The organism is Streptomyces sp. NPDC005728 (assembly GCF_040630895.1).
GTDB lineage: Bacteria > Actinomycetota > Actinomycetes > Streptomycetales > Streptomycetaceae > Streptomyces.
Genome location: NZ_JBEXYL010000005.1, coordinates 145,094 through 170,871 on the forward strand (window position 1 = coordinate 145,094; position 25,778 = coordinate 170,871).

Here is a 25,778-nt window from a genome sequence, read left to right on the forward strand (position 1 = left end):
GGGGCGGCGTCCTCGGTGCCGGGCGGTGCGGGAAGTGGGCGTGCTGCCGTCAGCGCGGCGGGCGCAGGCCCTCGAGAAGGACGTCGAGGTAGACCTCGATGCGTGCGGGGTCGCTGTCGCCGGAGCGCACGGCATGCTCGACGCCGCAGAGCAGGCGGCGCACGTCGTCCGCCTCGATGCCGCCCCGGATGGCGTCGGCCAGGCGGGCGCGCCCCAGCAGGTCCGCGACGGCCTGGTCGAGCTCGGCCTTCATCGCCGAGGTCTGCGCCTCTGCATCGCGCGGGGACTCCAGCACGGCCGCGAACCCGGGATCGTGCAGGGCGCGGTCGAGCGCGAAGCGCAGCAGGCGGTGCAGGCCTGCGAGGGCGTCCTCCTCGTCGGCCGCGGCCTGCGCCTCGGCGACCAGTTCCCGGAAGCGTTCCGCCGACAGCGCCTCCACCAGCGCATGGCGGTTGGGGAAGTGTCGGTACACGGTTCCCACGCCCACACCGGCGAGCCGGGCGATGGTGTTCAGCTGGAGCGAGTCGTCACCGGCGGCCACCTGCTCGCGGGCTACCTGCAACACCCGGGCACGGTTGCGCGCGGCGTCCGCTCGCAGCGCTGGCCCCTGCCCGGCTCTCGGTGTCACGGGGCCCAGCATAAGTGGCTGCCGGCGCCAGGCCGCCGGCGAGGCCCTCGCGCCCTAGCCCGCCTGCCCCATCCCCGCCGCGTTCGGCCAGCTCTGCGCGTTGGGCCAGCCGGTAGCCGGGGCCGGGGCCAGACCGGTGGCCGGAACCGGGGTGCCGGGCGCGGTCATACCGCGTACCTGGGCGGCCGTGAGGCCCCCGCGGGCCGGAACGCCCGGCGGGGTGGGCCCGACCTGGGCGGCAGCGGCCGGGACGGGGACGGGTGCAGGGGCTGGTGCGGGTGCCGGTACCGGTGTGGGGAAGGCTGACGGGACAGGGGCCGACATCGGGGCGGGTGCGGGGGCCGGGGCCATCGGCTGTTGGACCGGTACTGCCATCGGCTGTTGGACCGGCGCCGCCATCGGCTGTTGGGCCGGTGCCGCCATCGGCTGTTGTATCGGTACCGCGGCAGGCTGCTGCATCGGTACCGCGACAGGCTGCTGCATCGGTACGGCCTGGGCTGCCGCCGGCATCGGCATCCCGCCGCCGGTCGGCGCTGCGGCGGCGGGGAGCGGCATGCCGGTGCCGGCGGCCGGAGCGGCGGCGAGGCCCGGGGCGGCGCCGGCGCCGAGGGCCTGCGCGGCCAGCCCCGGCATCCCGGCGCCGTTGGTCTCGCTCATCAGCCGGTCAATCGCCGCCGTACCCGAGCTGTAGCTGGTCCCGGTGCCCAGCTCGGGTACGGCGGCTCCCCTCCTGGTCCCGTAGAGCACCTGCTCCAGGCCGGACACCAGGCGACGCACGTCGACCTGGGGGCGCACCACGAGTCTCAGGAAGCGGCTGGAGGAGCCGATCTTGTTGCCGCACTCGCGAACCAGGATCCGGTGCTCGGTGAGCATCCGGTCCCGGACCACGGTGCCCTCGGCGCCGACGGGAAGGCGCACGAAGAGAAAGTTGCCCTGGGAGGGGTAGACCGTCAGACCGGGCAGGGCGGAGAGGTGGCTGGCCATGTCCAGGCGGTCGCGGCGTACCTGCATCAGGCTCTGCGCGTACTCGGGGCCGTGCTCCTTCAGCATGAACACCACGTGTTCGGCGAAGGAGTTGAGGTTCCACTTCGGGAGCATCGAGCGGACGCGGCCCGCGAGGGCGGGGTTCGCCACCAGGTATCCGAAGCGTATGCCGTGCAGGCCGAAGTTCTTGCCGAGGCTGCGGAGCACCACCACGTTGGGGCGGAGCATCGCCTCCTGGACGACGCTCGGGTCGGCCTCCGCGTCGGCGAACTCCAGGAACGACTCGTCCACGACCACCAGGTCCAGATCGGCCATCGCGTCCATGAACTGCACCACCGACTGCTTGCGCAGATAGCCGCCGTCGGGGTTGTTCGGATTACAGATGACCGCCACGCGGGTGCCTCGGGCGCGGATGAAGTCCGCGTACTGGGCCAGGTCCAGCGCGAAGCCGTTCGCCTCCTGGAGCGGGAACATGTCGACCCGCTTGCCGGTCTCCATCGGCTGGTCGGTCCAGCGGCCGAAGGTGGGGACGGGGATGGCGAGCGATTCGCGGACCAGCAGGTGGTCGATCCAGGTGATGAGTTCCGTGGAGCCGTTGCCCATCGCCACGCACTGCGGCGGCAGCTGGAGGAGGCTGCACAGCTCGGCCGTGATGGTGTCGGCGCTGCTCGGGTAGTACGTGATGATCTCGCGCAGCCGGATCGCCAGGTCCTCGAACATGGCGGGGGTGGGGAAGTACGGGTTGCACGGGATGCAGAAGTCCACCGGGCCCGACCCGTCGCCGCCCTCGCGCGTCAGCGCCGCCATCGAGGGGCTGTGCGCGGCGGTACCGCGGAACAACGAGGTGACGTTGTCGGGCAAGGGAACCTCCGTCGAAGGGTGGCCCGTGCGGGGGAGCACGGGCCACCCATGCATACGGAGGCGGCGGAGATGGTGTTCAACTCACGGGGCACGTGAGCCAGTTCACTCCCGGTGTGATCCTCAGGCCCCGAAGGTGTGAATTGTCGTCGTTCGGTACGTCTGGCCGGGGCGCAGCACGGTCGTCGGGAAGCCGGCGTGGTTCGGCGAGTCCGGGAAGTGCTGGGTCTCCAGGCACAGGGCGTCGCCCTGGCGGTAGGTGCGGCCGCCGGTGCCGGTCAGGGTGCCGTCGAGGAAGTTGCCGGAGTAGAACTGCAGGCCCGGCTGGTCGGTGGCGATCTTCAGGGTGCGGCCGGAGCGCGGGTCGCGGAGCGTGGCGATGTGCTCGGGCTTCGCGGTGATGCCCTTGTCCAGCACCCAGTTGTGGTCGTAGCCCTTGGCCTGCACCTGCTGCTCGTGGCCGGCGCGGATGTCCCGGCCGATCGGCTTGGCGTGGCGGAAGTCGAAGGGGGTGCCCGCGACCCCGGCCAGTTCGCCGGTGGGGATCAGGCCCGAGTCGGTGGGGGTGTAGCGGGCGGCGGCGATGCGGAGTTCGTGGTCCTCGATCGTGCCGCTGCCCTCGCCGGCCAGGTTCCAGTAGACGTGGCTGGTGAGATTGACGACGGTCGCCCTGTCGGTGGTGGCCTCGTAGTCGATGCGCCACTCGCCGTGCCGGGTGAGGGTGTACGTCACCTTCGTCCTGAGCGTGCCCGGGTAGCCCATCTCGCCGTCGACGCTGGTGTAGTGCAGGTGCAGGCCGACGTCGGAGCCCTTGGTGAACGGCTCCACGTCCCACACGTGCTTGTCGAAGCCCTGGCTGCCGCCGTGCAGGCTGTTCACGCCGTCGTTGACGGACAGCTGGTGGCTCTTGCCGTCGAGGGTGAACCGGCCCTTGGCGATGCGGTTGCCGTAGCGGCCGATCAGGGCGCCGAAGTACGGCGTCTTCGCCACGTAGTCGTCGATGTCGTCGAAGCCCAGCGAGACGTTGGCGTAGTGGCCGTGCCGGTCGGGTATCTCCAGGCTCTGGACGACGCCGCCCCAGTTGAGGACCTTCAGTCGGGTGCCGCCGTTCTCCAGCGACCAGCGGTAGATCTTCGTGCCGTCGGCGAGCTTGCCGAAGGGTTCCTTCACCGGCTTCCTTCCCGGGGCCGAACCGGTAGCGGCCTGGGCGTTGCCCGTGCCGAGGGTGGTGGCGGCGACACCTGCGGCCGCGGCTCCTGCGATGACCGTACGTCTGTTCAGTTCCATGTGCGGCTCCTGCACAAAGGAGGGGCCCCACCGGCTTTCCGGTGGGGCCCGATCTGACTTACGAACCGGACTTGCGCTTGTTCCACACGTCGAATCCGACCGCCAGCAGCAGGGCGAAGCCCTTGATGACCTGCTGCCAGTCGGTGCCGACGCTGAGGAGGTTCATGCCGTTGTTCAGCACACCGAGGACGAGACCGCCGATGATCGCGCCGAGGACGGTGCCGACACCGCCGCTCATGGACGCGCCACCGATGAACGACGAGGCGATCGCCTCGAGTTCGTAGTTCAGGCCGGCCTTCGGCGAGGCCGCGTTGAGGCGGGAGGCGATCGCCAGGCCCGCCAGGGCCGCGAGCGCGCCCATGTTCAGGAAGACGTAGAAGGTGACCTTCTTGTCCTTGACGCCGGACAGCTTGGCCGCCGGCAGGTTGCCGCCGATCGCGTAGACGTGGCGGCCGAACACCGCGTTGCGCATCATGTAGCCGTAGCCGACCACCAGTGCGCCCAGGATGATCAGCACGATCGGAGCGCCCTTGTAGCTGGCGAGCAGCAGCGTGAGGGTGAGGACCGCGGCGACCAGGGCGACCAGCTTGAGCAGGAAGAGCCGGGTGGGCAGGACGTCCAGGGCGAACTCCTGCTGCCGGCGGCGGTCCCGCACCTCCTGCCACACCACGGCGGCGATCAGGACGAGGCCGAGGAGCAGCGTGAGGTTGTGGTAGTTGGTGTTCGGGCCGACCTCGGGCAGGAAGCCGGTGAACGTCTTCTGCAGGCCGCCCGGGAAGGGGCCGAGGGTCTGACCCTTGAGCAGGATCTCCGTGAATCCGCGGAAGATCAGCATCCCGGCGAGGGTGACGATGAACGACGGTATGCCGAGGTACGCGATGAAGAACCCCTGTGCCGCGCCCGCCGCCGCGCCCACCAGCAGGCACAGCACCACGGCGATCGGCCAGGGCACACTGTGCTGCACCGTCAGCACGGCCGCGAACGCGCCCACGAACGCGGTCAGCGAGCCGACCGAGAGGTCGATGTGCCCGGCGATGATCACCAGCATCATGCCGATCGCGAGGATCAGGACGTAGGCGTTCTGCAGCACCAGGTTGGAGACGTTGTGCGGCAGCAGCAGGTCCCCGTCGGTCCAGATCGCGAAGAGGGCCACGATCAGGCCGAGCGCGATCAGCATGCCGTACTGGCGCATGTTGCGGCGCAGGCCGTCCAGCATCAGCTGGAGCAGTCCCCCCTCGGCGGCCGATCCGCTCTTGCCCGGCGGCGCGGGGGCCGGGCTCTTGGCGGTCACATCCGTGCTCATCGCGTTACCTCTTTGTCCTTTGTCATATGACGCATCAGCACTTCCTGCGTGGCCTCGGCCCGCGGCACCTCTCCGGTCAGCCGTCCCGCGGCCATGGTGTAGATGCGGTCGCACATGCCGAGCAGTTCGGGCAGCTCGGAGGAGATGAAGACGACCGCCTTGCCCTCGGCGGCGAGCTGGTCGATGACCGTGTAGATCTCGTACTTGGCGCCCACGTCGATGCCGCGCGTGGGCTCGTCCAGGATCAGCACGTCGGGGCCGGCGAAGATCCACTTGCTGAGGACGACCTTCTGCTGGTTGCCGCCCGACAGCTTGCCCACCGGCTCGAAGACGGTCGGCGCCTTGATGTTCATGGTCTTGCGGAATCCCTCGGAGACCTGCCGCTCCTCGTGCTCGTCGACGATGCCCCGCTTGGCGACCTTGCTCAGCGCGGTCAGCGAGATGTTGCGGTTGATGGTGTCGATGAGGTTGAGGCCGTAGTGCTTGCGGTCCTCGGTGACGTAGGCGATGCCGTGACCGACCGCCTCGGCGACGGTCCTGGTCCGGATCTCCTGGCCGTCCTTGAGGACCGTGCCGCCCGCGTACCGGCCGTAGGAGCGGCCGAAGACGCTCATCGCGAGTTCGGTGCGGCCGGCACCCATCAGGCCCGCGATGCCGACGATCTCCCCGCGGCGCACCTGGAGGGACACGTCGTCCACGACCTTGCGCTGCTGGTCGATGGGGTGGTGCACGGTCCAGTCGCGGATCTCCAGCGCCGGGGCCGCACCTTCCTCCGGCTGGTGCGGGGTGCGCTCGGGGAAGCGGTTGTCGAGGTCGCGGCCGACCATGCCCGCGATGATCCGCTCCTCGGTCGTCTCCGGCGCCTTCACGTCGAGGGTCTCGATGGACCGGCCGTCCCGGATGATCGTCACCGAGTCGGCGACCCTGCGGATCTCGTTCAGCTTGTGGGAGATGATGATCGAGGTGATGCCCTGGTTCTTCAACTCCAGGATGAGGTCCAGGAGTTTGCCGCTGTCCTCGTCGTTCAGGGCCGCCGTCGGCTCGTCGAGGATGAGCAGCTTCACCTTCTTCGACAGGGCCTTCGCGATCTCCACGAGCTGCTGCTTGCCCACGCCGATGTCGGCGACGCGGGTCTCCGGATGGTCGTTCAGACCGACCCGGCGCAGCAGTTCGGTGGCGTGCCTGAGGGTCTCGTTCCAGTTGATGAGCCCGCCCTTGGCGTGCTCGTTGCCGAGGAAGATGTTCTCCGCGAGGGAGAGGTACGGCACCAGTGCCAGCTCCTGGTGGATGATGACGATGCCGTGCTGCTCGCTCGCCCGGATGTCCTTGAACCGGGACACCACTCCCTCGAAGAGGATGTCTCCTTCGTAACTGCCGTACGGGTGGACGCCGGAGAGCACCTTCATCAGGGTGGACTTGCCGGCGCCGTTCTCCCCGCAGATGGCGTGGACCTCGCCCTGCCGGACGGTCAGGGTGACGTCCGACAGCGCCTTGACACCGGGAAAGGTCTTGACGATCGAGCGCATTTCCAGGACGGGTCCCGCCATGGTCGTGCCTTCCAGTCAGTGGGGCCAGAGAGTGGGTCGGTCGGCGGGGATCACTTGAGCTGGGAGTCGGTGTAGTAACCGGTCTTGACCAGCGCGTCCTCGTAGTTGGTCTTGTCGACGCTCACCGGCTGGAGCAGGTACGCGGGCACGATCTTGGTCCCGTTGTCGTACGACTTGGTGTCGTTGACCTCGGGCTTCTTGCCGTCGAGCACGTCGTCGACCATGGTCGCGGCGACCTGGGCCAGCTTGCGGATGTCCTTGTAGACCGTCTGCGTCTGCTCACCGGCGATGATCGACTTCACCGAGGCCAGCTCGGCGTCCTGGCCGGTGATGACCGGAAGCGGCTTGCTGCCCGAGCCGTAGCCGTCCGACTTGAGCGAGGACAGGATGCCGATGGAGAGGCCGTCGTACGGGGAGAGGACCGCGTCGACGTGCTCCGACTTGTAGGACGCGGTGAGGACGTCGTCCATGCGCCGCTGCGCGGTCGCGCCGTCCCAGCGCAGGGTGGTGACCTGGTTCAGCGCGGTCTGGCCGGAGCGGACGACCAGCTGCTTCTTGTCCATGTACGGCTTCAGGACGCTCATCGCGCCGTTGAAGAAGTACCGGGTGTTGTTGTCGTCGTTGGAGCCCGCGAACAGTTCGATGTTGAACGGGCCCTTCTTGCCGCTGTCCAGGCCCAGCTTGTGCACGATGTACGTGCCCTGCAGCCTGCCGACCTTCTCGTTGTCGAAGGACGCGTAGTAGTCGACGTTCTTGGTGCCGAGAATCAGGCGGTCGTAGGAGATGACCGGGATCTTGGCGTCCGCGGCCTCCTGGAGCACGCTGTTCAGGGACTTGTTGTCGATGGCCGCGATGATCAGGCCCTTGACGCCCTGCGTGATCAGGTTCTCGATCTGCGAGACCTGGGTCTCCGGGTCGTCCTCGCCGTAGACCAGCTTGGTCTTGTAGCCCTTGGCCTCGAGCTCCTTGACGACGTTCTTGCCGTCGGCGATCCAGCGCTCGGAGGACTTGGTCGGCATCGCGATGCCGATGGTGCCGCCCTTGGCATCGCCCGCCTTCTCCTTGCTGCCGCCCTCGCCGCTCTGGCCGCAGGCGGTCAGGGTGAGGGCGAGCGACGCGGCTCCGGCTATCGCGGTGAGTGCGGCTCTGCGGTTGCGCATGGTCATCCGTCCTTGTTCTTCTCGACGTCGAGAGGGGTCACGCGGTGGTGGGGAAGCGGTTGAGGGTGCCGGGCAGCCGGGAGCCGAGCGGCGCCATCTCGCCGTCGGCGCCGTGCCGGGCGAGCAGGTCCAGGGCGAGCCGGCCGCGCCGCACCCGCTCCCGGGCGGTGTCCAGGGTCACGTCCCGCAGATGGGTGCCCCACGGGTAGATGCCGGGAGCCTTGGACAGGCCGAACTTCAGGTAGAGCGGTGCGCCGCGCCGGATCAGCTCGGCGACCTCGTACATCCGCACATAGCCGCCGAGGTCGTCGGGGGCCTCGATGTACATGTCCATGGGGGCGCCGGACACCCGGCGGATCTCGGTGAGGTGATCCAGCGTCAGATCGCTGGGCACGTTGACGGAGTCGGCGCCGAGCCGCTCGTAGACGGCGTACGAGGCCGGGTTGACCGGGCCGATGAGCGCGGACACCTTGAGGGTGGTGTCGGCCGGGATGATTCCCGCCTCGCGCGCCCGGTGCAGGGTCCACAGCACGCCCTCGTCGGCTACCAGCAGGCACTTGACGCCCAGTTCGGTGGCCCGGACGGCGTCCTCGACACATCCGGCGACGGCGTCGTGGCCGCGGGCGCGCAGTCCGGCCCCCCGCGAGTCGGAGCGCACCGAGCCGCCGATGTCCCAGGTGCCGCGCGGGCCGGTGAACAGGCAGAGTTCGATGTCACGTTCGTCGGTCGCCTCGACCATCTCGGTGATCTCGTCGTCGGTGAGCATCCACACGCCGCTGCCCTGGCTGATCCGGTGGATCGGCACGTCGAGGCGGGAGGCCTCCTTCAGGACGACCGCCAGCGCCTCGGGACCCTCGCACGAGGGGATCTCGGTGCGCCAGCGGCCGCCGCCCGGGAAGCTGTGGGCGGAAGTGTCGGCGGGGTCGAGGGCGGGCGCGCCCAGGCCGAGTTCGGCGAGCACCTGCTCGCCGGGCCTGCGGGCTGCCGGGGCGGAAGCGTCGGTCACAAGCTGTCCTTTGTGTTCGGTATTTCGGACAAGGTTCGCGGCTCGGGGCAGAAAAAAGGCCTTGGGTGTACGCCGGTCAGGGCGCCGTCAGGTCACGCCCTGACCGGCGTACGGTCAGGGGCGGAGCAGCACCTTGCCCACCTTCGGATCGCCGGCTCCCACCAGCTCGATGGCCTGCGGAAACTCGGTCAGCGGCAGCTCGTGCGTGACCAGCGGCAGCGGGTCGAGCAGCCCGGCGCCGAACACCCGCACGGTGTGCGCCCAGGCGTCCGGCGGCGCCCCGAAGACGGTGTGCACCTCCAGCTGCCGTACGACCAGGTCGGTGGGGTCGAGCCCGTCCGCGCCCGGCGCCGGGATGCCCGTCAGGACCAGGCGTCCGCCGCGCCTGAGCAGGGAGGCGGCGGTGCGCGCGGCGGACGCGGACCCGGCGGTCTCGATCACGACGTCGAAGTCGTCGGGCAACTCCTGGTCCTTGAGCCGGAAGTCGGTCGCTCCGAACTGCCGGGAGAGCGCCTCCCGGTCGCCCCGGGTGCCCACGACCAGCAGCTCCACCGGCGAGATCGCCTTCAGGAACTGCACGGCGAACATCCCGAGCGTGCCCGTACCGACCACCGCGACCCGCTCGCCCGGCTGGGCCTTCGCCTTCAGTGCGGCGGCCGCGATGCACGCGGCCGGCTCCAGGAGGGCGGCGGCGGTGAGATCGGCGCCGTCCGGCAGCGGGTGCAGCAGCCGGGCGGGAAGGGTCAGCGTGGCGGCCATGGCGCCCGGCTGGGTGAAGCCGGTCTCCTCGTACCCGGCCGTGCACAGCGTGGTCTCGCCCGCGTGACAGCGGTCGCACACCTGGCAGTTGCGGAAGCCCTCGCCGACGACCTTGCGGCCGACCAGGCTCTCCGGCACGCCCGCACCCACCGCGCGCGCGGTCCCCGACCACTCGTGGCCGGGCGTGAGCGGGTACCGCACGTACCCCTCGGGCCGGTTGCCCTGGTACACCTCGCGGTCGCTGCCGCAGATGCCGACCGCGTGCACGGCGACCAGCGCCTCGCCGGGACCGGGGTCCCGAGGCGTGTGGGCCTCGACCCGATGCACGCCCGGCGCCTCGATCAGAACCTGGGAACTCACTTCGCGCCCTTCGGCTTGCGCTGCTCCCAGCCCTCGGCCCACAGGTCGAACCGCGCCTGCTGCTGCGGGAACTCGGCGGCCGCGTCGGTGTCCAGCTCGACGCCGAGGCCCGGCGCGTCGGAGAGGTGGAAGTACCCGTCGACGACCTCGGGCGCCCCCTTCACGACCTTCTTGATCTCCGCGTCCGCGAAGTCGTTGAAGTGCTCGAGGATCTTGAAGTTCGGGGAGGTGAATCCGACCTGGAGCGAGGCCGCGGTCAGCACGGACCCGCCCACGTTGTGCGGGGCGACGAGCATGTAGTGGGTCTCGGCGGTGGCGGCGAGCTTCCGGGTCTCCCAGATGCCGCCGATGTGGCCGACGTCGGGCTGGAGGATGTCCGCCGCCTGGCTCTCGAACAGCTCCCGGAACTCGATGCGGTCGTGGATGCGCTCACCGGTGGCGACCGGGATGTCCACCTTCGCGGCGACCTTCTCCAGCGCCTTGAGGTTCTCCGGCGGCACCGGCTCCTCCAGCCAGGCCGGCTTGAACGGCGCCAGCTCGTGCGCGAGCCGCACGGCGGTGGCGGGGGAGAAGCGGCCGTGCATCTCCAGCATCAGCTCGGCATCCGGACCGATCGCGTCACGCACGGCCTCGATGAGGGAGACGGCGTACAGGCTCTGCTGATGGTCCAGCTCGAAGTGCCCGGTGCCGAAGGGGTCGATCTTGAGCGCCTTGTACCCGCGCGCCATGACCTGCTGTGCGGCCTTGTGGTACGCCTCGGGCGTTCGCTCGGTCGTGTACCACCCGTTGGCGTAGGCCTTGACCTTGTCCGTCACCTTGCCGCCCAGCAGCTGCCACACCGGAACGCCGAGGGCCTTGCCCTTGATGTCCCAGCACGCCATCTCGACGACCGCGATGCCGGACATGACGATCTCGCCGGCCCGTCCGTAGTCGCCGTACTTCATCCGGCGTACGAGGTCCTCGACAGCGAACGGGTCGGATCCGAGAATGTGGTTGGTCTCGGCCTCCCGCAGATAGCCGATCAGCGCGTCGGTGTGACCGAGCATCCGGGTCTCGCCGACACCGGTGATCCCCTCGTCGGTGTGCACCTGGACGTAGGTCAGATTGCGCCACGGCGTCCCGACCACGTGTGTGCTGATTCCGGTGATGCGCACGGCAGTTGCCCCTCAGCTGTTCGAGATTTCGTCACACGTTCGAAATGCTGGCGTGACAGTAAGGACGGGGCGGCGGGGGTGTCAATGGGGCGAACAGGTAACAGTTTCGACAAGGCTTTCGAGAACGTTTTCGGTCCCGCACGAAACCTTCACAAGGGCGCCTAGGAACGTGACCGACGGGGAATCTAGTCTTCCGGCGTCATGGACTTCTGCCACCCGTGCCAACGGCACCTCAACGGCGCCCTGGCCTGTCCCGGGTGCGGCGCTCCTGCGCAGTCTCTCGCCGCGCGCGCGAACGCGCCCGCTGCACACGGGTACGCGGGTGCGGTGGCCCATCCGTACGGACAGGCGGCCTACCCCGGCAACCCGGGCCACCCCTACGGCCCGCAGGCCGCTTACTACGCCCCCGAGTCCGGGGCCGCGTACGAAAATGCGGAGGCCTACGCCGACGGGGGAAGCGACTACGCCGACGGGGGAAGCGACTACGCCGACGGGGGAAGCGACTACGCCGACGGGGGCGGCGACTACGCCGACGGGGGCGGCGACTACGCCGACGGAGGCGGCAACTACTCCGACGGGGGCGACGCCCGCGGGGGTCGCGACGACCGTGACGATCAGTACGCGGATCGCGACGCCCCTGACGACCGGTACGCGGATCGCGACGGCCGTGACGACGAGTACGGCGAGTACGACCATGACGACGAGGACGGTCACGACGGCCACGACGACCCGGACGGGCGCGGTGGCCGTGCCGCCCGGCGCCAGTCGCGCGGCCGGGGCCGCGGCGGGGCCACGGGCGACGGTGAGGCAGGCAGCGGCCCCGCTGCCGCCGACGCCAGTCGGCGTGACCGCAAGGCCGCCGCGCACCGGCGCCGCCGACGCCGTACCGTGCTGATCGCGGCCGGCTTCGTGCTGGCGGCCGGCGGGCTCAGCATCGCCGAACTCGGCACGGACGCCCCCTTCTCCCCGTTCACCAGCGACAAGCCGGCGGCGTCCGGGGACACGTCGGTGGACGGCGGCGCCTCCGCGTCCCCGGGCCGGACGGCGGACCCGATCGACGACACCGCGGGCACCACGGGGAAGCCGGGCGCCTCCCCCGACGCCTCGGCCTCGGCCTCCGCCTCCGAGTCCCCGAAGGACAAGGCCTCCAAGTCCCCGTCCGCCACGGACAAGGACGAACAGTCGGCCACCACCGGCGCGGGCACCACGACCTCGGCTCCCACCGCCCCGGCCACGTCCCGGCCGGCCTCCACGCCGACGTCCGCCCCGACGACCGCGGACCCGACGCCCCAGCCGTCGCCGACGAAGACGTGCAACCGCTTCCTGTGGTGGTGCACGTAGCCGCACCGCTCCCCGGAGCGCCGCACCGCTGAGCACCCCGCCGGCTCCGTGCCGTCCCGCACCACCCTGCGCCATCGGCCATCCGGGGCATCGGTGACACCAACCCGCCCTTCTGGCGGTTGAGTCGGACAGGTACATCTCGCCGTACACGATCTCGGGAACGCCCGACGGCGGAACGGGCGTTGTGCACAGGGGGAGCAGCGAGCAGCGGCTCAGTTTGAGGAGAGCGGATGACGACGCAGGAGACCACCGTGCACGGCACGGTCGCGGAGGGCTTCGAAGCGGTGCGCGAGGAGTTCGCCGCCTTCGTCGCCGAGGAGCGGGACGACTACGAGGGACAGCTGTGCGCCTACGTCCACGGCAGAAGGGTCGTCGACCTGTGGGCGGGCGAGGGCGTCGACGGGGACGCGCTGTACGGCGTGTTCTCGTCCACCAAGGGTGCCGCCCATCTCGTCGTGGCCCTGCTCGTGCAGGAGGGCACGCTGGAGCTGGACCGCAAAGTCACCTACTACTGGCCGGAGTTCGGCGCCGAGGGCAAGGGTGCGCTGACCCTGCGTGACCTGCTCGCGCACCGCGCGGGGCTGGTCGGCACCGACACCGGTTTCAGTGCGGCGGAGCTGGCCGACGACCGGGCGATGGCCGAACGCCTCGCCGACCAGCGGCCGTTCTGGCGGCCCGGCACGGCCTTCGGCTATCACGCCCTGGTGATCGGCGCACTCACCGGCGAGGTCGTCCGGCGGGCGACGGGGCGTACGATCCAGGAGGTGTACGAGGAGCGGGTCCGTGCCCCCTACGGCCTGGACTTCCACCTGGGCCTGCCCGTCTCCCGCGAGTCCCGCTTCCGCACGGTCCAGCCGATGCTGCCGACGCCCGAGCAGCAGGCGGTGCTCGACGCGCTGCCGACCGGACCGCACACCCTCACCTCGATCGCCTTCAACCGGCACACGCCCGAGCCGACGGACCTCGCGGGCCTGCCGAACGAGCGCTGTGTCCGCGCCCAGGGCCCGGCGTCGGTGGGTGGCGTCGCCTCGGCGCGCGGCCTGGCGGGCATGTACGCGGCGATGATCAGCGAGGTCGAGGGCAAGGCGCCGCTGCTGAAGGAGGACACGGTCGCGGAGTTCGGCCAGCTGCATTCCGTCGGGTACGACCTGGTGGCCCGCGCCCACAAGTCGTTCGGCCTCGGCTTCCAGGCCGTGGCCGACACCTGGTACGCCTTCCTGGGCGCCGGCGCGCTCGGCCACAGCGGCGCAGCGGGCTCCCAGGCCTTCGCGGACCCGCGCAGCGGCCTGGCCTACGGCTACACACGGCGCCGGTTCGCCTTTCCGGGCGGGGCGGCACCGGAGAACGACCGCCTGGCGGCGGCGGCGCACCGGGCGGCGCTGGCGACCGGATGACGCCCGGAACGGACACGGCAGCCGCATCCCACGTCCAAGGATGCGGCTGCCGTTGTACGCAACGACGGTGCTAGGCCAGCGTCACGGTGATGTTGCCGCGGGTCGCCTTCGAGTAGGGGCACACCTGGTGAGCCTTCTCGATCAGGTCCCGTGCGGTGGTCTCGTCGACGTTCGGGATGGTCGCGGAGATCTCCACGATGATCCCGAAGCCCTCGTCGTTCTTGCCGATCCCGACCTTCGCGGTGACGGTCGAGCCGGAGACATCGGCGCCCTCCTGCCGGGCGACCACACCGAGCGCGCCCTGGAAGCAGGCGCTGTACCCGGCGGCGAACAGCTGCTCCGGGTTGGTGCCGGCGCCGTTGCCGCCCATCTCCTTGGGCGGGTTCACGACGACGTCGAGCTTGCCGTCGTCGGTGGCGACGCGGCCGTCGCGGCCGTTCTCGGCGGTGGCGACGGCGGTGTACAGGACGTCGGATTGCTGGATGGGCATGCGGTTGTCCTCCTCCTCGGTCCGCCGTGACTCGCGCCCGCGATCGACGGCAGATTTCGGAATGAAGTTACCGCATGCCGGAAAGCTCGGGCCAGGGCAGGGCTTGTCAGAGCTTGACGATCATCTTGCCGGTGTTGTCCCCGCGCAGTACCCCGAGGAACGCCTCCAGGGTGTTCTCGATGCCCTCGACGACCGTCTCGCGGTACTTCAGCGCGCCCGAGGCGACCCAGGGGCCGACCTCCTGGACGAACTGCGGCTGGAGGTCGTAGTGGTCGCCGACCAGGAAGCCCTCGATGCGGCCGCGGGTCTGGATGAGGCGGGCGAGGTTCCGCGGGCCGGGGGCGGGCTCGGTGTTGTTGTAGACCGAGATCATGCCGCAGACGGCGATCCGGCCGCCCTGGTTCAGCGAACCGATGGCCGCCTCCAGGTGGTCGCCGCCGACGTTGTCGAAGTACACGTCGATGCCGTCGGGAGCGGCCTCGCGCAGCTGCTCGCCCACCGGGCCGTTCTTGTAGTTGAACGCGGCGTCGAAGCCGTACTCCTCCACGAGCAGCTTGACCTTCTCGTCCGAGCCGGCCGAGCCGATGACCCGCGAGGCGCCCTTGAGCTTGGCGATCTGCCCGACCTGGCTGCCCACGGCACCCGCGGCGCCGGACACGAACACGCTGTCGCCCTCCTGGAAGGAGGCGGTGCGCAGCAGGCCGGCGTAGGCGGTCAGGCCGGTCATGCCGAGCACGCCGAGGTACGTCGACAGGGGTGCCGCCTCGGGATCGACCTTGACGCCGCCGTGCTGCGCGTCCAGCACCGCGTACTCGCGCCAGCCGAAGAAGTGCAGGAGGTGGTCGCCGGGCTCGATGCCCTCGGCGTTGGAGGCGACGACCTCGCCGACGGCGCCGCCCTGCATGACCTTGCCCAGCTCGAACGGGGCGGCGTACGACTTGGCGGCACTCATTCGGCCCCGCATGTACGGGTCCACGGAGAGGTACTTGTTCCGCACCAGCACCTGGCCCTCGCCCGGCTCCCGGACCTCGGTCTCGACGAGGGCGAAGTCCTCGGGCTTCGGCCAGCCGACCGGGCGGCTGAGCAGGTGCCATTCACGGTTGATCATGATCGTGCCTTTCGGATTTACTTCAGTACCTAAAACAACCATGCGCCTGAATATTTCACGATGTCAAGTAACGCGGTATCCTGGAGCGCATGTCCACCCAAGAGAAGCCCGGCCGGCCCGACGCCCTGACCATGGAGGTCGTCGAGCTGATCGGTGACGTCGTGGCCCGGTTCTACGCGGACTACGAGCTGGCGGCGGGCGAGCACGCGCTGACCGGCCCGCAGGCGCGCCTGCTCAGCCTGCTCGCGCTGGAGCCGCTGCCCATGCGGAAGCTGGCCCAGAAGCTGAAGTGCGAGCCGTCGAACGTGACCGGGATCGTGGACCGTCTGGAGTCCCGCGGCCTGGTGGTGCGCCGCCCCGACTCCGCCGACCGCCGGGTGAAGCTGGCCGCGGCCACCGACGAGGGCCTCAGGGTCGCGCGCGACCTGCGCGAGGGCCTGCGCTTCGCCCGCGCTCCCCTCGCCGGCCTCTCCGACGAGGAACGCGGCTCCCTGCGGGACCTGCTGCGCCGGATGCTGGACGCGTAGCCCTCGCCGCGGCCGACGACCGCGCGAGGTCCCGAACCGGCCGGCCACGGTTGCCCCGATAGGGTTCCCCCATGCGTGATCTCGGGGTGGGTTTCGGTTATCTCCTCAAGGGCCAGCGATGGGTCGGCCGGCACGGCAAGCAGTACGGCTTCGGCCTGTTGCCCGGCCTGATCACCCTGGTCCTCTACGCGGCGGCGCTCGTCGCGCTCGGCGTGTGGGGCGAGGACGGGGTCGCCTGGGCGACGCCGTTCGCCGACGACTGGTCGAGCCCCTGGCAGGGGCTGTTCCGCGGCTTCCTCACCGCCGTCCTCTTCGCCCTCGGCCTGCTGCTGTCCGTCCTCACCTTCACCGCCGTCACCCTGCTGATCGGCCAGCCCTTCTACGAGAGCCTCTCCGAGAAGGTCGACGAGGACGTCTCGCCCGACGGCACCGCACCCCGGTCCGGCCTGCCCCTCTGGCGCGAGCTGTGGATCTCCGCCCGCGACAGCCTCCGCATCCTCGTCCGCGCCCTGCTCTGGGGCGTCCTGCTCTTCGCGCTCGGCTTCGTGCCCGTGGTCGGCCAGACGGTCGTCCCGGTGGTCGGCTTCTTCGTCACCGGGTTCTTCCTCACCGAGGAACTGGCCGCCGTGGCCCTGCAGCGCCGCGGTGTCGAACTCCGCGCCCGCCTCGCCCTGCTCCGTTCGCGCAAGACCCTGGTCTGGGGCTTCGGTACGCCCCTCGGCCTGGCCTTCCTGGTCCCGTTCGTCGCGGTGTTCCTGATGCCGGGCGCGGTCGCGGGAGCCACCCTCCTCGCCCGCGAGCTGCTGGGCGAGGAGAGTGCCGAGGAGGAGTCCGCGGACGACGGCGAGCAGGTCGCTTGGTGAACCGGGTCACCTGCTGAGCCGGGTCACTTCCTGAAGGTGGCCTCCGCCGCCACCGCCACGATCGACCGCACCTGCGCGATGATGTCCAGCCGGTTGCGCACGAACTCGGCGTCGGTCACCTTCCCCGTCGCCGGGTCGGTGTTGCCCGCGCCGAACTGCAGGACCGGGGTGTGCACATGGCCGCCGGGCAGCGTGTCGTGCAGTCCCAGGCGGTCCCGGAGCAGGGTTGCGCGGTAGGCGATCTCGTTGGAGAGGTAGTCGCCGCCGCCTCCCGCCCGGGCCGTCGAGCCGGCGGTCGGGCCGTCCGGACGGACGACGGGACCGGTGCCGCCCGCCGGGATCTCGGTCACCTCCGTGTGGTCGTACACCGGGAACCGGCCCGTGTCCGCGGCCGTGACGGCAGCGTAGGGGAGGGTCGTCGTGGTCCACTGCGGCTGCGTGGCCGGGTCGGCGACCGGGACGGTCTCGGTGCGGGAGACGTTGTCGTTGTCGGGGAAGCCGCCCCGCCAGGCCCCGTTGGTGCGCTCGATGTCGAAACGCCCGACCCGGCCCTGGCTCACGGTCGTGAACAGGTCGACCTTCGGCAGGTAGGGCCGCAGAGTCCGCTCCACCGTCCCTCCCCCGGAGCCGAATGGCTGGGAGGTGCCCCCAGCGAAGTCCGCCCAGCGCACCGGGAACATGGCCGTCTCCACCCGTGCCGGACCCTGCGCCGTCTCGATCACCGTGCCGTCCAGCGCCAGCGCGCTCGCCCCGGACGGGTTGGAGATACGGATGTCCCGGTCGAGGGTGAAGGGGTCGAAGCCGGTGAGGAGCACGCGCCTGAGGTGCGAGCGCTGCCCGGGATAGCGGATGTCCGTCTGGCCGCGGGAGGTGCGCTCCAACTGGTCCAGCAGGGCTGAGCGTTGGCCGTCGGCCAGCGGGAACTCCGGCTGCCAGGTATGCACTTCCCTGGTCATGCCCAGACGCGCCCAGTACAGCGGCCGGTCGTCGTCCCGGCTCAGGTCGCCGCCCGTCGGCCCTCGCCCCTGCGCCCGCGCCACGGCCCGCCGCCACAGCGCCGATCCTTCGCGTACGACGATGCGGTGGGCCTGTGCGTAGGAACGGGCGCTCGTCAGCTCCCGGGTGAAGTCCGGTGCCACGTCGTCGAATCCGGACCGCGAGAGGATCTCCTGCGGCACGGTGCGGTCGAGCCGCTGTTCCTCGACGGTGGGGGAGGGGGCCGTACCGGCGGCAGTGGCCGTCGTGGTGGGTGCCGACAGGCCGGCCAGCAGGGTCATGCCGAGGACGGCGGTCCGTATGCGGAGCGAGGTCACGGGAGTTCGGGTCCTTCCGTCGCTGTGGGGCGCGTGGTGCGGGGACGGCGGAAGTATCGCGTGAGGTGAGTGGTCTACGCCATGGTGCGGGGCGGCTGCGCGGCAGGTGATACTGCCGCGCGTGAAGACAGTGAAGGCCGTGAACCTCGGCGTCGAACTCCTGCTGACGCTCGGCGTCCTGGGGGCCGTCTGGTACTGGGGCTACGAGCGTGGCGGCACCAGCGGCCTTCTGACAGCCGTCTTCGGGACGGCCCTCCTCGGTGAGGTGTGGGGGCTGTTCGGAGCGTCGAAGGCGAGGTTCAGGCTCCAGGGCGCGGCCCGGGGCGTCTTCGAGTCGCTCTGGTTCGGCCTGGGTGTGGTGGCGCTGTACGCCGCCGGAGCGTACGCGTGGGCCCTCGCGCTCGCCCTCGTGTGCCTGGCCGCCAAGGCCCTCGCCTACGCCTGGGACCAGTGACCCTCACTCCACGGGCTCGCCCAGCAGCCGCAGGAAGTCCCGGAACGCGCCCGGCATGTCGACCGACTCCGGGTCCAGCAGCCACTGGTACTGGAGACCGTCCATCACCGCGACGAGCAGCGGCGCCGTGCGCTCCGGGGTGAGGCCGCCCGGCAGGTGGTCGCCGTACTCGGCGCGCAGCACCGCCGCCATGCTCGCGCGGACCCTGTCGTAGCGCTCGGTGAAGTAGCCGCGCGCCGGGTGCCCTTCGGTCACGCTCTCGCCGAGGAGTGCCGAGAAGGTCTGGATGATGGCCGGGCGCATCGCGTTGTACTCGACCAGCGAGGCCAGCAGGTCGACCCGCCACTGTGTGTCCGGCACCGCGTCCCATCGGTCCCGCTCCTGGAGGACGGCCACCAGCAGGGCGTCCTTGGTCGGGAAGTGGTGCAGCAGCCCCTGCTGGGTCAGCCCGACCCGCTCGGCCACGGCGGCCAGGCTCGCTCCCCGGTAACCGCGTTCGGCGATCACCTCCAGGGCCGCGCCCACGATCTCCGCGCGCCGCTCCTCGCTCCTGGCCCTCGCGTTCATGACGTCACCGTACGACATCCCCCTTCACTCGATATAACGGCAAGATAACGAAACCTACCGCTCTACAGGTGGCGGGATGCAGGATGAGAGGGCCCCAGGGAACTTCAACGAGGAGGTACCGCCGTGGTGAAGACGGACAAGGCACACGCAGACCAGGCCCGCGAGGCGGTCGTGGAGGCCGCGCTCAAGCGGCTCGGCCTCGACGCCAAGGCGCGGCTGCTGGCCGGCCAGGACACGTGGACCCTGCCCGCCCTGCCGGAGATCGGCCTGAAGTCCCTCGTCATGTCCGACGGCCCGATCGGCGTCCGCGGCGTGCGCTGGACCGCCGACGACCCCTCCGTCGCCCTGCCCTCGCCGACCGCGCTCGCCGCCACCTGGGACCCCGCACTCGCCCGCCGGGCAGGCGTCCTGCTCGCCCAGGAGGCCCGCCGCAAGGGCGTCCACGTCCTGCTCGCCCCCACCGTCAACCTGCACCGCTCCCCGCTCGGCGGCCGCCACTTCGAGGCCTACAGCGAGGACCCGTACCTGACCGGCGAGATCGGCTCCGGCTATGTGACCGGCGTCCAGTCCGGCGGCGTCGGCACCACCGTCAAGCACTTCGTCGCCAACGACGCCGAGACCGACCGCTTCACCGTGAACAACCTGGTCTCCGAACGCGCGTTGCGCGAGCTGTACCTGGCCCCCTTCGAGGCGATCGTCGCGAACGCCCGCCCCTGGGGAATCATGACCGCCTACAACACGGTCAACGGCACGACCATGACCGAACACCACTACCTGGTCAACGAAGTCCTGCGCGGCGAATGGGGCTTCGACGGCTTCAACGTCTCCGACTGGATGGCCGCCCGCGACACCGTCGGCGCCGTCGAGGGCGGCCTCGACGTCGCCATGCCCGGCCCCCGGACCGTCTACGGCCAAGCCCTGGCCCGGGCCGTCCGGGCCGGCGAGGTGGCCGAGGCCACCGTCGACGCGGCCGTGCGCCGGGTGCTGCGCCTCGCGGCCCGCGTCGGCATCCTGGACGGCGCCGACCCGGTCGTCGCCGAGCCGCCCGCGCCGGTCGACGGCGAGGCCCTGGCCCGCGAGATCGCCCGCCGCTCCTTCGTCCTCGTGCGCAACGAGCGGGGCACCCTGCCGCTCGGGCCGCACGGCACCGTGGCCCTGATCGGCGCCGCCGCCCGCGACGCCCGCGTCCTCGGCGGCGGCTCCGCCACCGTCTTCCCCGCCCGGATCGTCTCCCCGCTCGACGGCCTCACCGCCGCCCTCCCCGAAGGCGCCCTCATCTACGCCGTCGGCGCCGACCCGGCCACCGAACTCGCCGTCGCCGGCCAGGGCTTCGCGCTCCGCGCGGTCTGCCGCGACGCCGCCGGCAACGTCATCGGCACCGGCTCCGCACCGAACGGCCAGATCCAGTGGATGGGCTCCGACCTCCCCGAAGGCGTCACCCACGACACCCTCCACACGGTCGAGCTGACCGGCACCTTCACCCCGCGCGAGTCCGGCCCGCACACCTTCGGCATCAAGGGCATGGGCGCCTTCACGCTCACCATCGACGGGACGACGTACTACGACGACGTCCAGCTCCCCGGCCGGGACGACCCCTTCGAGTCCTTCTTCGCCGCTCCCGCACCCCGCGCCCAGGCCGAACTCACCGCGGGCGAAACCGTCGACGTCTCCCTCACCCACGTCGTCCGGCTCCCCGACGACGACATCCCCATGAAGGTCGTCGCCCTCGCCCTCGCCCACGCCGCCCCGCAGCGCGATGCCGACGAGCTGATCGCCGAGGCCGCCCTGGCCGCCCGCGCCGCCGACACGGCCGTCGTCATGGTCGCCACCACCGACCGCGTCGAGTCCGAGGGCTTCGACCGCACCGACCTCCGCCTGCCCGGCCGCCAGGACGACCTGGTCCGCGCCGTCGCCGCCGCCAACCCGAACACCGTCGTGGTCGTCAACTCCGGCTCCCCGGTCGAACTGCCCTGGCGCGACGAGGTCGCCGCCGTGCTGCTGACCTGGTTCCCCGGCCAGGAGGGCGGCGCAGCCCTCGCCGACGTGCTGACCGGCGCCCACGAGCCCGGCGGCCGGCTCCCCACCACCTGGGGCTCCCTCGCGGACGCCCCCGTCTCCCAGGTCGTCCCCGTCGACGGAGAACTGCCTTACATCGAGGACGTGTTCATCGGCTACCGGGCCTGGGAGCGGGCCGGCCGGACCCCGTCGTACCCCTTCGGACACGGTCTCGGCTACACCGACTGGACCTACGAGTCCCTCCACGTCGACGGCACCACCGCCCGTATCCGCCTGCGCAACACCGGCGAGCGGCCCGGCCGTGAGGTCGTCCAGGTCTACGTCTCCCCGGCCGGCCCTGACGCCGAGCGCCCGGCACGTCGGCTGGCCGGATTCGCGGGCGCCGAGGCCGGCCCCGGCGAGAGCGTCGAGGTGACCGTCGAACTGCCCCGCCGCACCTTCGAGGCCTGGGACGACACGGCGAAGTCGTGGGCGTTTGTGAAGGGTTCGTACGAGATCACCGCCGGCCGCTCGATCGCGGACCGCAGGCTGACCGCGCCGATTAACGTCTGATCCGGGACAAGCCCCCCACGAACAGCCCCGGTCCAGGACCTGACCCCTGGACCGGGGCTCGTGGCGTCCGCAGGCCCTAGCGGACCGAGAAGCCGTACACCGTCTCCGAGCGGAAGACCTGCCCCGGGCGCAGCGCGGTGCTCGGGAAGTCCGGGCGGTTGGGGGAGTCCGGGAAGTGCTGGGTCTCCAGGGCGATGCCGTCACCGGGGGCGAAGGGGTCCGCCAGGTGGTCGGCGGTGTAGAGCTGGAGGCCAGGCTCGGTCGTGGCCACCGTGAGCACCCGCCCGGACGCCGGGTCGTACAGCTCCGCCACCTCCTCGGGCGTCCCGGTCACGCCCTTGTCCAGCACGAAGTTGTGGTCGTAGCCGGAGCCGGCCGTGCGGGCCGTACGGAAGTCGAAGCGGGAGCCGGACACGTCCGCCGGCGCTCCGTCGGGGATCAGGTCCGGGTCCACCGGGGTGTACCGGGAGGCGGCGAGCCGCAGCTCATGGCCGCCCGCGTTGCCGGAGCCGCTCAGGTTCCAGTACGTGTGGTTGGTGAGGTTGACCACGGTCGGCGCGTCCGTGACCGCCTCGTAGGCGATCCGCAGCGCACCGGACGCATCCAGCGTGTACGTCGCCGTCACGTCGAGACGGCCCGGGAACCCCTCCTCGCCGTGCGGGCTCACCCGGCTCAGCCGCAGCCCGTGCTCCAGCGGCGCGACCTCCCACACCCGCTTGTCGAAGCCCCGCTCCCCGCCGTGCAGCGAGTTGGGACCGCTGTTGCGCGCCAGCGTGTACGCCCGGCCGTCCAGGGAGAAGCTGCCGCCCGCGATGCGGTTGGCGTACCGGCCGACCAGTGCGCCGAGATACGGCTCCGGGTGCCGCACATAGCCGTCGAGCCCGGGGAACCCCAGCACCACGTTCGCTGCCCGCCCTCCCCCACTCTCGGCTTCGCTCGAGCGGGGGGATCCCCATCGGTCCGGGATCTCGACCGACTGCACGATCCCGCCGTACGACAGCACCCGCACCCGCACCCCGGCACGCTCCAGCGTCCAGCGGTGCACCGGGGTGCCGTCGGAAAGTGTGCCGAAGAGTTCGCTCATGTGGGAAACCCTAGGTCACGGCCTCTCTGCCGTGACCGTGCGGTAGGCGATCTCGGCGAGCCGGGCCTGGCCGCCTCGGCCCGGGTGGAACCAGTCCCAGTGGCTGAGCTGTTCCGTGTCGAAGCGGTAGTCGAAGACCGCGTTCCGGTCGAAACGGCAGCGGCGGTCCTTGGCGCACACGTCCTTCAGCACCGCGTTGTACGCCTCCACCCGCTGCTGCACCTTCTCCCGGCGCCGCGTGGCCGCGCTGGTCAGGTCGTCCGCGTCGCCCAGCATCGACGGGCAGACACCCAGCTTCCACACCTCCTTGCCCAGCGCACTGGAGCGGCCCTGCGACCACAGCCGCTTCAGATTCGGCACGCTCGCCACGTACACCTGCGACTTCGGCTGCGCCGCGCGCAGGGTGGCCAGCGACTCCTCGAAGTCCGCGCGGAAGGAGGCCACCGACGTCATCGCCCGGGCCGACGAACGGCACGCGTCGTTCGCCCCGATCATCACCGTCACCAACGCGGGGCCCCGGGTGGCCGCCTGCGCCACCTGCTCCGGCAGATCGGACATCCGGGCGCCGGTCACCGCGAAGTTCCAGCTGCGCTCCGCCGCCCCCGTCACCCCCAGCAGCCGCACCGCCAGGCTGTCGACCTTGGCGTCGCTGCCCGTCGCCCACGACACCTCGGGGCAGTCGGAGAGCACCGCGCACGCGTCGAATCCGCGGGTGATGGAGTCGCCCACCGCGGCGATCGAATCCGGGCTGCGGTCCCACACCGGCGCCGGCCTGGCCGAAGGACGGGACACGCCCGCCCCGGAGTCCTTCGTACCGCCGCCGCCACCGAAGGCATCGCACCCCGCCGTGCTCAGCACGGCCGCCGTCACGACGGCGAGGGCGACCCGCGCTCGGTGGCTTCGCTTCCGCATCCCTGCTGATCCCCTCGCTCGACGTGCAGTGCTCCCTCCCATAACAACGCGCGGGAGTTCCCGGCCGGGGACCTGGGAACGGCTCACCCCCGTACAAGCGTCCCCCTGGGTGAATGGCGGGGGTTTCCTGGCACCGGGAGCGACGGTACGTCACACTCCTTGCGCCGCCGCAGGGTAGCCTCGCCATCAACGCGGCCGTCGTGCCACAGCCGCCCAGCCAGTCCGCAAGATGTCCCGCTCTGCCCGGAGGTTCCGGTGACGACACGTGGAGTTCTGTACGTGCACTCCGCGCCGCGCGCGCTGTGCCCGCACGTCGAGTGGGCCGTTGCCGGGGTGCTCGGTACGCGCGTCAGCCTGGACTGGATCCGGCAGCCCGCGGCCCCCGGCACCTGGCGTTCGGAGTTCTCCTGGCAGGGCGAGGTCGGTACGGCCTCCAAGCTCGCCTCCGCGCTGCGCGGCTGGCACCTGCTGCGCTTCGAGGTCACCGCCGAGCCTTGTCCCACCGCCGAGGGCGAGCGCTACAGCTGCACCCCCGACCTCGGCATCTTCCACGCCGTCACCGGCATCCACGGCGACATCCTCATCCCCGAGGACCGCCTGCGCGCGGCCCTCCTCCGCAGCCGGCGAGGAGAGACCGACCTGGAAGCGGAACTCTCCAAGCTGCTGGGCAAGCCGTGGGACGACGAACTGGAGCCGTTCCGCTATGCGGGAGAGGGAGCACCGGTGCGCTGGCTGCACCAGGTGGTCTGAGCACGCGTACGAAGAAGGGCCCCCACCAGCTGGTGGGGGCCCTTCATTCACGTTCTCAGAGGGTGCGGAACGCCAGGACGACGTTGTGCCCACCGAAGCCGAACGAGTCGTTCAGCGCGGCGATACGGCCCTCGGGCAGCTGACGGGCTTCACCGACCACCACGTCCGCGTTCACCTCGGGGTCGAGGTTCTCCACGTTGATCGTCGGCGGAGCCGTCCGGTTCACCAGCGCCAGGATCGACGCGACGGTCTCGATACCGCCGGCACCGCCCAGCAGGTGACCCGTCATCGACTTGGTCGCGGAGATCGCCATGTGGTCGACGTCGTCGCCGAACACCTTCCGCAGCGCCTTGATCTCGGCCACGTCGCCCTGCGGCGTGGACGTGGCGTGAGCGTTGACGTGCACGATCTCGGCCGGCTTGAGGTCGGTGTTGTCCAGCAGGTTCTGCAGCGCGTGCGCGATGCCGTTGCCGGACGGCTCGGGCTGCGTGATGTGGTGGCTGTCGGCGGAGATGCCCTGGCCGACCGCCTCCGCGTAGATCCGGGCACCGCGGGCCTTCGCGTGCTCCTCGGACTCCAGGACGATCACACCGGCGCCCTCGCCGAGCACGAAGCCGTCACGGCCGGCGTCGTAGGGACGCGAGGCGCCCTGCGGGTCGTCGTTGTTCTTGGACATCGCCATCATGTTGCCGAACGCGGCGATGGGAAGCGGGTGGATGGCGGCCTCGGTACCACCGGCCACGACCACGTCCGCACGCCCGGTGCGGATCATCTCGATCGCGTACCCGATGGCCTCCGCGCCCGAGGCGCAGGCCGAGACCGGGGTGTGCACACCGGCGCGGGCACCCAGCTCGATACCGACGTTGGCCGCCGGGGAGTTGGGCATCAGCATCGGCACGGTGTGCGGGGAGACACGGCGTACGCCCTTCTCCTTGAGCACGTCGTACTGGTCGAGGAGCGTCGTCACACCGCCGATACCGGAGGCGATGACCGCACCCATACGGTCGGGGTTCACGGACGCGTCCTCACCGGCCTTGGCGGTGAAACCGGCGTCCTTCCAGGCCTCCTGAGCGGCGATCAGCGCGAACTGCGCGGACCGGTCCAGCTTGCGGGCCTGCGGGCGGGGGATGATCTCACCCGGCTCGACGGCGATCTGCGCGGCGATACGGACCGGCAGCTCGGCCGCCCATTCCTGCTCGAGAAGGCTGACGCCGGACGTGCCGGCGACGAGGGCCTCCCAGAACGAGGCTGCGTCGCCACCCAGCGGTGTGGTTGCGCCGATACCGGTGACGACCACGGTGCGATTGGTCGGGCTCACGGGAATTCTTTCTCCAACGGATACGGGATTCATACGGCGCCAC

At 70.9% G+C, this 25,778-nt stretch carries 23 protein-coding genes; 7 read left to right on the forward strand and 16 right to left on the reverse strand.

Translation table 11 applies throughout. The annotated features are described in order from the left end of the window. Positions 1 to 49: 49 nt before the first annotated feature. The 9 genes from ABZ471_RS06135 to ABZ471_RS06175 all read right to left on the reverse strand — a co-directional run bounded on the left by ABZ471_RS06135 (position 50) and on the right by ABZ471_RS06175 (position 11,046). Positions 50 to 628: a TetR/AcrR family transcriptional regulator gene (locus ABZ471_RS06135; RefSeq protein WP_359062932.1), complete on the reverse strand. Its 579-nt coding sequence runs from the start codon at positions 626 to 628 to the stop codon at positions 50 to 52. Between the two features lie 54 nt (positions 629 to 682). After that, positions 683 to 2,473 carry a histidinol-phosphate transaminase gene (locus tag ABZ471_RS06140; RefSeq protein ID WP_359062934.1) on the reverse strand — a complete coding sequence of 597 codons (1,791 nt, stop codon included), beginning with the start codon at positions 2,471 to 2,473 and terminating at the stop codon, positions 683 to 685. 120 nt (positions 2,474 to 2,593) lie between these two features. Next, positions 2,594 to 3,757 (reverse strand): aldose epimerase family protein, encoded by a 1,164-nt coding sequence (locus ABZ471_RS06145; RefSeq protein WP_359062936.1) that lies wholly within the window; start codon positions 3,755 to 3,757, stop codon positions 2,594 to 2,596. A gap of 58 nt (positions 3,758 to 3,815) precedes the next feature. Beyond that, positions 3,816 to 5,060, reverse strand: coding sequence for a multiple monosaccharide ABC transporter permease (mmsB, locus tag ABZ471_RS06150; RefSeq protein ID WP_359062938.1), 1,245 nt, complete (start codon positions 5,058 to 5,060; stop codon positions 3,816 to 3,818). Further along, on the reverse strand, positions 5,057 to 6,607 hold the full coding sequence (mmsA, locus tag ABZ471_RS06155) for a multiple monosaccharide ABC transporter ATP-binding protein (protein ID WP_359062940.1): 1,551 nt from the start codon (positions 6,605 to 6,607) through the stop codon (positions 5,057 to 5,059). The genes mmsB and mmsA overlap by 4 nt, the downstream gene beginning before the upstream one ends. Positions 6,608 to 6,657: 50 nt before the next feature. Further along, a complete protein-coding gene (chvE, locus tag ABZ471_RS06160) occupies positions 6,658 to 7,767 on the reverse strand; it encodes a multiple monosaccharide ABC transporter substrate-binding protein (RefSeq protein ID WP_359062942.1) in 1,110 nt (369 codons plus the stop codon). A gap of 37 nt (positions 7,768 to 7,804) precedes the next feature. Further along, positions 7,805 to 8,773 carry a hypothetical protein gene (locus tag ABZ471_RS06165; RefSeq protein ID WP_359062944.1) on the reverse strand — a complete coding sequence of 323 codons (969 nt, stop codon included), beginning with the start codon at positions 8,771 to 8,773 and terminating at the stop codon, positions 7,805 to 7,807. Between the two features lie 114 nt (positions 8,774 to 8,887). Beyond that, entirely contained in the window at positions 8,888 to 9,892 is a 1,005-nt protein-coding gene (locus tag ABZ471_RS06170) for an alcohol dehydrogenase catalytic domain-containing protein (RefSeq protein WP_359062946.1), read from the reverse strand. Then, on the reverse strand, positions 9,889 to 11,046 hold the full coding sequence (locus tag ABZ471_RS06175; RefSeq protein ID WP_359062948.1) for a mandelate racemase/muconate lactonizing enzyme family protein: 1,158 nt from the start codon (positions 11,044 to 11,046) through the stop codon (positions 9,889 to 9,891). Before ABZ471_RS06175 ends, ABZ471_RS06170 begins: the two co-directional genes overlap by 4 nt. 327 nt (positions 11,047 to 11,373) lie before the next feature. On the opposite strand from ABZ471_RS06175, the gene ABZ471_RS06180 reads away from it, so the two are divergent. Both ABZ471_RS06180 and ABZ471_RS06185 read left to right on the forward strand, forming a co-directional pair. After that, complete coding sequence (locus ABZ471_RS06180) at positions 11,374 to 12,387, forward strand: hypothetical protein (RefSeq protein ID WP_359062950.1); 1,014 nt, start codon at positions 11,374 to 11,376, stop codon at positions 12,385 to 12,387. A gap of 230 nt (positions 12,388 to 12,617) precedes the next feature. After that, complete coding sequence (locus ABZ471_RS06185; protein WP_359062952.1) at positions 12,618 to 13,781, forward strand: serine hydrolase domain-containing protein; 1,164 nt, start codon at positions 12,618 to 12,620, stop codon at positions 13,779 to 13,781. Positions 13,782 to 13,851: 70 nt separating this feature from the next. Here ABZ471_RS06185 and ABZ471_RS06190 read toward each other — a convergent pair whose 3' ends face one another. Both ABZ471_RS06190 and ABZ471_RS06195 read right to left on the reverse strand, forming a co-directional pair. Beyond that, positions 13,852 to 14,271 (reverse strand): organic hydroperoxide resistance protein, encoded by a 420-nt coding sequence (locus ABZ471_RS06190; RefSeq protein ID WP_359062954.1) that lies wholly within the window; start codon positions 14,269 to 14,271, stop codon positions 13,852 to 13,854. 106 nt (positions 14,272 to 14,377) lie between these two features. Next, a complete protein-coding gene (locus ABZ471_RS06195) occupies positions 14,378 to 15,379 on the reverse strand; it encodes an NADP-dependent oxidoreductase (RefSeq protein ID WP_359062956.1) in 1,002 nt (333 codons plus the stop codon). Positions 15,380 to 15,468: 89 nt separating this feature from the next. Between ABZ471_RS06195 and ABZ471_RS06200 the strand changes: the two genes are divergently transcribed. Beyond that, positions 15,469 to 15,906 (forward strand): MarR family transcriptional regulator, encoded by a 438-nt coding sequence (locus tag ABZ471_RS06200; RefSeq protein WP_359062958.1) that lies wholly within the window; start codon positions 15,469 to 15,471, stop codon positions 15,904 to 15,906. Between the two features lie 71 nt (positions 15,907 to 15,977). Then, on the forward strand, positions 15,978 to 16,769 hold the full coding sequence (locus tag ABZ471_RS06205) for an EI24 domain-containing protein (protein WP_359062960.1): 792 nt from the start codon (positions 15,978 to 15,980) through the stop codon (positions 16,767 to 16,769). A 23-nt stretch (positions 16,770 to 16,792) separates the two neighbouring features. Here ABZ471_RS06205 and ABZ471_RS06210 read toward each other — a convergent pair whose 3' ends face one another. Beyond that, a complete protein-coding gene (locus tag ABZ471_RS06210; protein ID WP_359062962.1) occupies positions 16,793 to 18,082 on the reverse strand; it encodes a pyroglutamyl peptidase in 1,290 nt (429 codons plus the stop codon). 121 nt (positions 18,083 to 18,203) lie between these two features. Between ABZ471_RS06210 and ABZ471_RS06215 the strand changes: the two genes are divergently transcribed. Further along, entirely contained in the window at positions 18,204 to 18,536 is a 333-nt protein-coding gene (locus tag ABZ471_RS06215) for a YrdB family protein (protein ID WP_359062964.1), read from the forward strand. A 3-nt stretch (positions 18,537 to 18,539) separates the two neighbouring features. Here ABZ471_RS06215 and ABZ471_RS06220 read toward each other — a convergent pair whose 3' ends face one another. Then, positions 18,540 to 19,121 (reverse strand): TetR/AcrR family transcriptional regulator, encoded by a 582-nt coding sequence (locus ABZ471_RS06220; RefSeq protein WP_359062966.1) that lies wholly within the window; start codon positions 19,119 to 19,121, stop codon positions 18,540 to 18,542. Positions 19,122 to 19,226: 105 nt separating this feature from the next. Between ABZ471_RS06220 and ABZ471_RS06225 the strand changes: the two genes are divergently transcribed. Beyond that, positions 19,227 to 21,671: a glycoside hydrolase family 3 C-terminal domain-containing protein gene (locus ABZ471_RS06225; RefSeq protein WP_359062968.1), complete on the forward strand. Its 2,445-nt coding sequence runs from the start codon at positions 19,227 to 19,229 to the stop codon at positions 21,669 to 21,671. A 76-nt stretch (positions 21,672 to 21,747) separates the two neighbouring features. Here the strand turns inward: ABZ471_RS06225 and ABZ471_RS06230 are convergent, their stop codons facing one another. Beyond that, entirely contained in the window at positions 21,748 to 22,755 is a 1,008-nt protein-coding gene (locus ABZ471_RS06230) for an aldose epimerase family protein (RefSeq protein WP_359062970.1), read from the reverse strand. Positions 22,756 to 22,770: 15 nt separating this feature from the next. Next, the gene (locus ABZ471_RS06235) at positions 22,771 to 23,667 is read right to left on the reverse strand and encodes an SGNH/GDSL hydrolase family protein (protein WP_359062972.1); all 897 of its coding nucleotides are present in this window, start codon (positions 23,665 to 23,667) and stop codon (positions 22,771 to 22,773) included. Positions 23,668 to 23,922: 255 nt separating this feature from the next. Between ABZ471_RS06235 and ABZ471_RS06240 the strand changes: the two genes are divergently transcribed. Continuing rightward, the gene (locus ABZ471_RS06240) at positions 23,923 to 24,417 is read left to right on the forward strand and encodes a DUF3145 domain-containing protein (protein WP_359062974.1); all 495 of its coding nucleotides are present in this window, start codon (positions 23,923 to 23,925) and stop codon (positions 24,415 to 24,417) included. Between the two features lie 55 nt (positions 24,418 to 24,472). Here ABZ471_RS06240 and fabF read toward each other — a convergent pair whose 3' ends face one another. Then, a complete protein-coding gene (gene fabF / locus ABZ471_RS06245) occupies positions 24,473 to 25,735 on the reverse strand; it encodes a beta-ketoacyl-ACP synthase II (RefSeq protein ID WP_359062976.1) in 1,263 nt (420 codons plus the stop codon). Positions 25,736 to 25,778: the final 43 nt, after the last annotated feature.

What these genes read in the sequence shown, in the direction of transcription:
- mmsA (WP_359062940.1), bottom strand. Translation starts at nt 6,607, where the DNA reads ATGGCGGGACCCGTCCTGGAAATGCGCTCGATCGTCAAGACCTTTCCC.
- mmsB (WP_359062938.1), bottom strand. Translation starts at nt 5,060, where the DNA reads ATGAGCACGGATGTGACCGCCAAGAGCCCGGCCCCCGCGCCGCCGGGC.
- ABZ471_RS06220 (WP_359062966.1), bottom strand. Translation starts at nt 19,121, where the DNA reads ATGTCGTACGGTGACGTCATGAACGCGAGGGCCAGGAGCGAGGAGCGG.
- ABZ471_RS06205 (WP_359062960.1), top strand. Translation starts at nt 15,978, where the DNA reads ATGCGTGATCTCGGGGTGGGTTTCGGTTATCTCCTCAAGGGCCAGCGA.
- chvE (WP_359062942.1), bottom strand. Translation starts at nt 7,767, where the DNA reads ATGCGCAACCGCAGAGCCGCACTCACCGCGATAGCCGGAGCCGCGTCG.
- ABZ471_RS06185 (WP_359062952.1), top strand. Translation starts at nt 12,618, where the DNA reads ATGACGACGCAGGAGACCACCGTGCACGGCACGGTCGCGGAGGGCTTC.
- ABZ471_RS06200 (WP_359062958.1), top strand. Translation starts at nt 15,469, where the DNA reads ATGTCCACCCAAGAGAAGCCCGGCCGGCCCGACGCCCTGACCATGGAG.
- ABZ471_RS06235 (WP_359062972.1), bottom strand. Translation starts at nt 23,667, where the DNA reads ATGCGGAAGCGAAGCCACCGAGCGCGGGTCGCCCTCGCCGTCGTGACG.
- ABZ471_RS06190 (WP_359062954.1), bottom strand. Translation starts at nt 14,271, where the DNA reads ATGCCCATCCAGCAATCCGACGTCCTGTACACCGCCGTCGCCACCGCC.
- ABZ471_RS06145 (WP_359062936.1), bottom strand. Translation starts at nt 3,757, where the DNA reads ATGGAACTGAACAGACGTACGGTCATCGCAGGAGCCGCGGCCGCAGGT.
- ABZ471_RS06195 (WP_359062956.1), bottom strand. Translation starts at nt 15,379, where the DNA reads ATGATCAACCGTGAATGGCACCTGCTCAGCCGCCCGGTCGGCTGGCCG.
- ABZ471_RS06230 (WP_359062970.1), bottom strand. Translation starts at nt 22,755, where the DNA reads ATGAGCGAACTCTTCGGCACACTTTCCGACGGCACCCCGGTGCACCGC.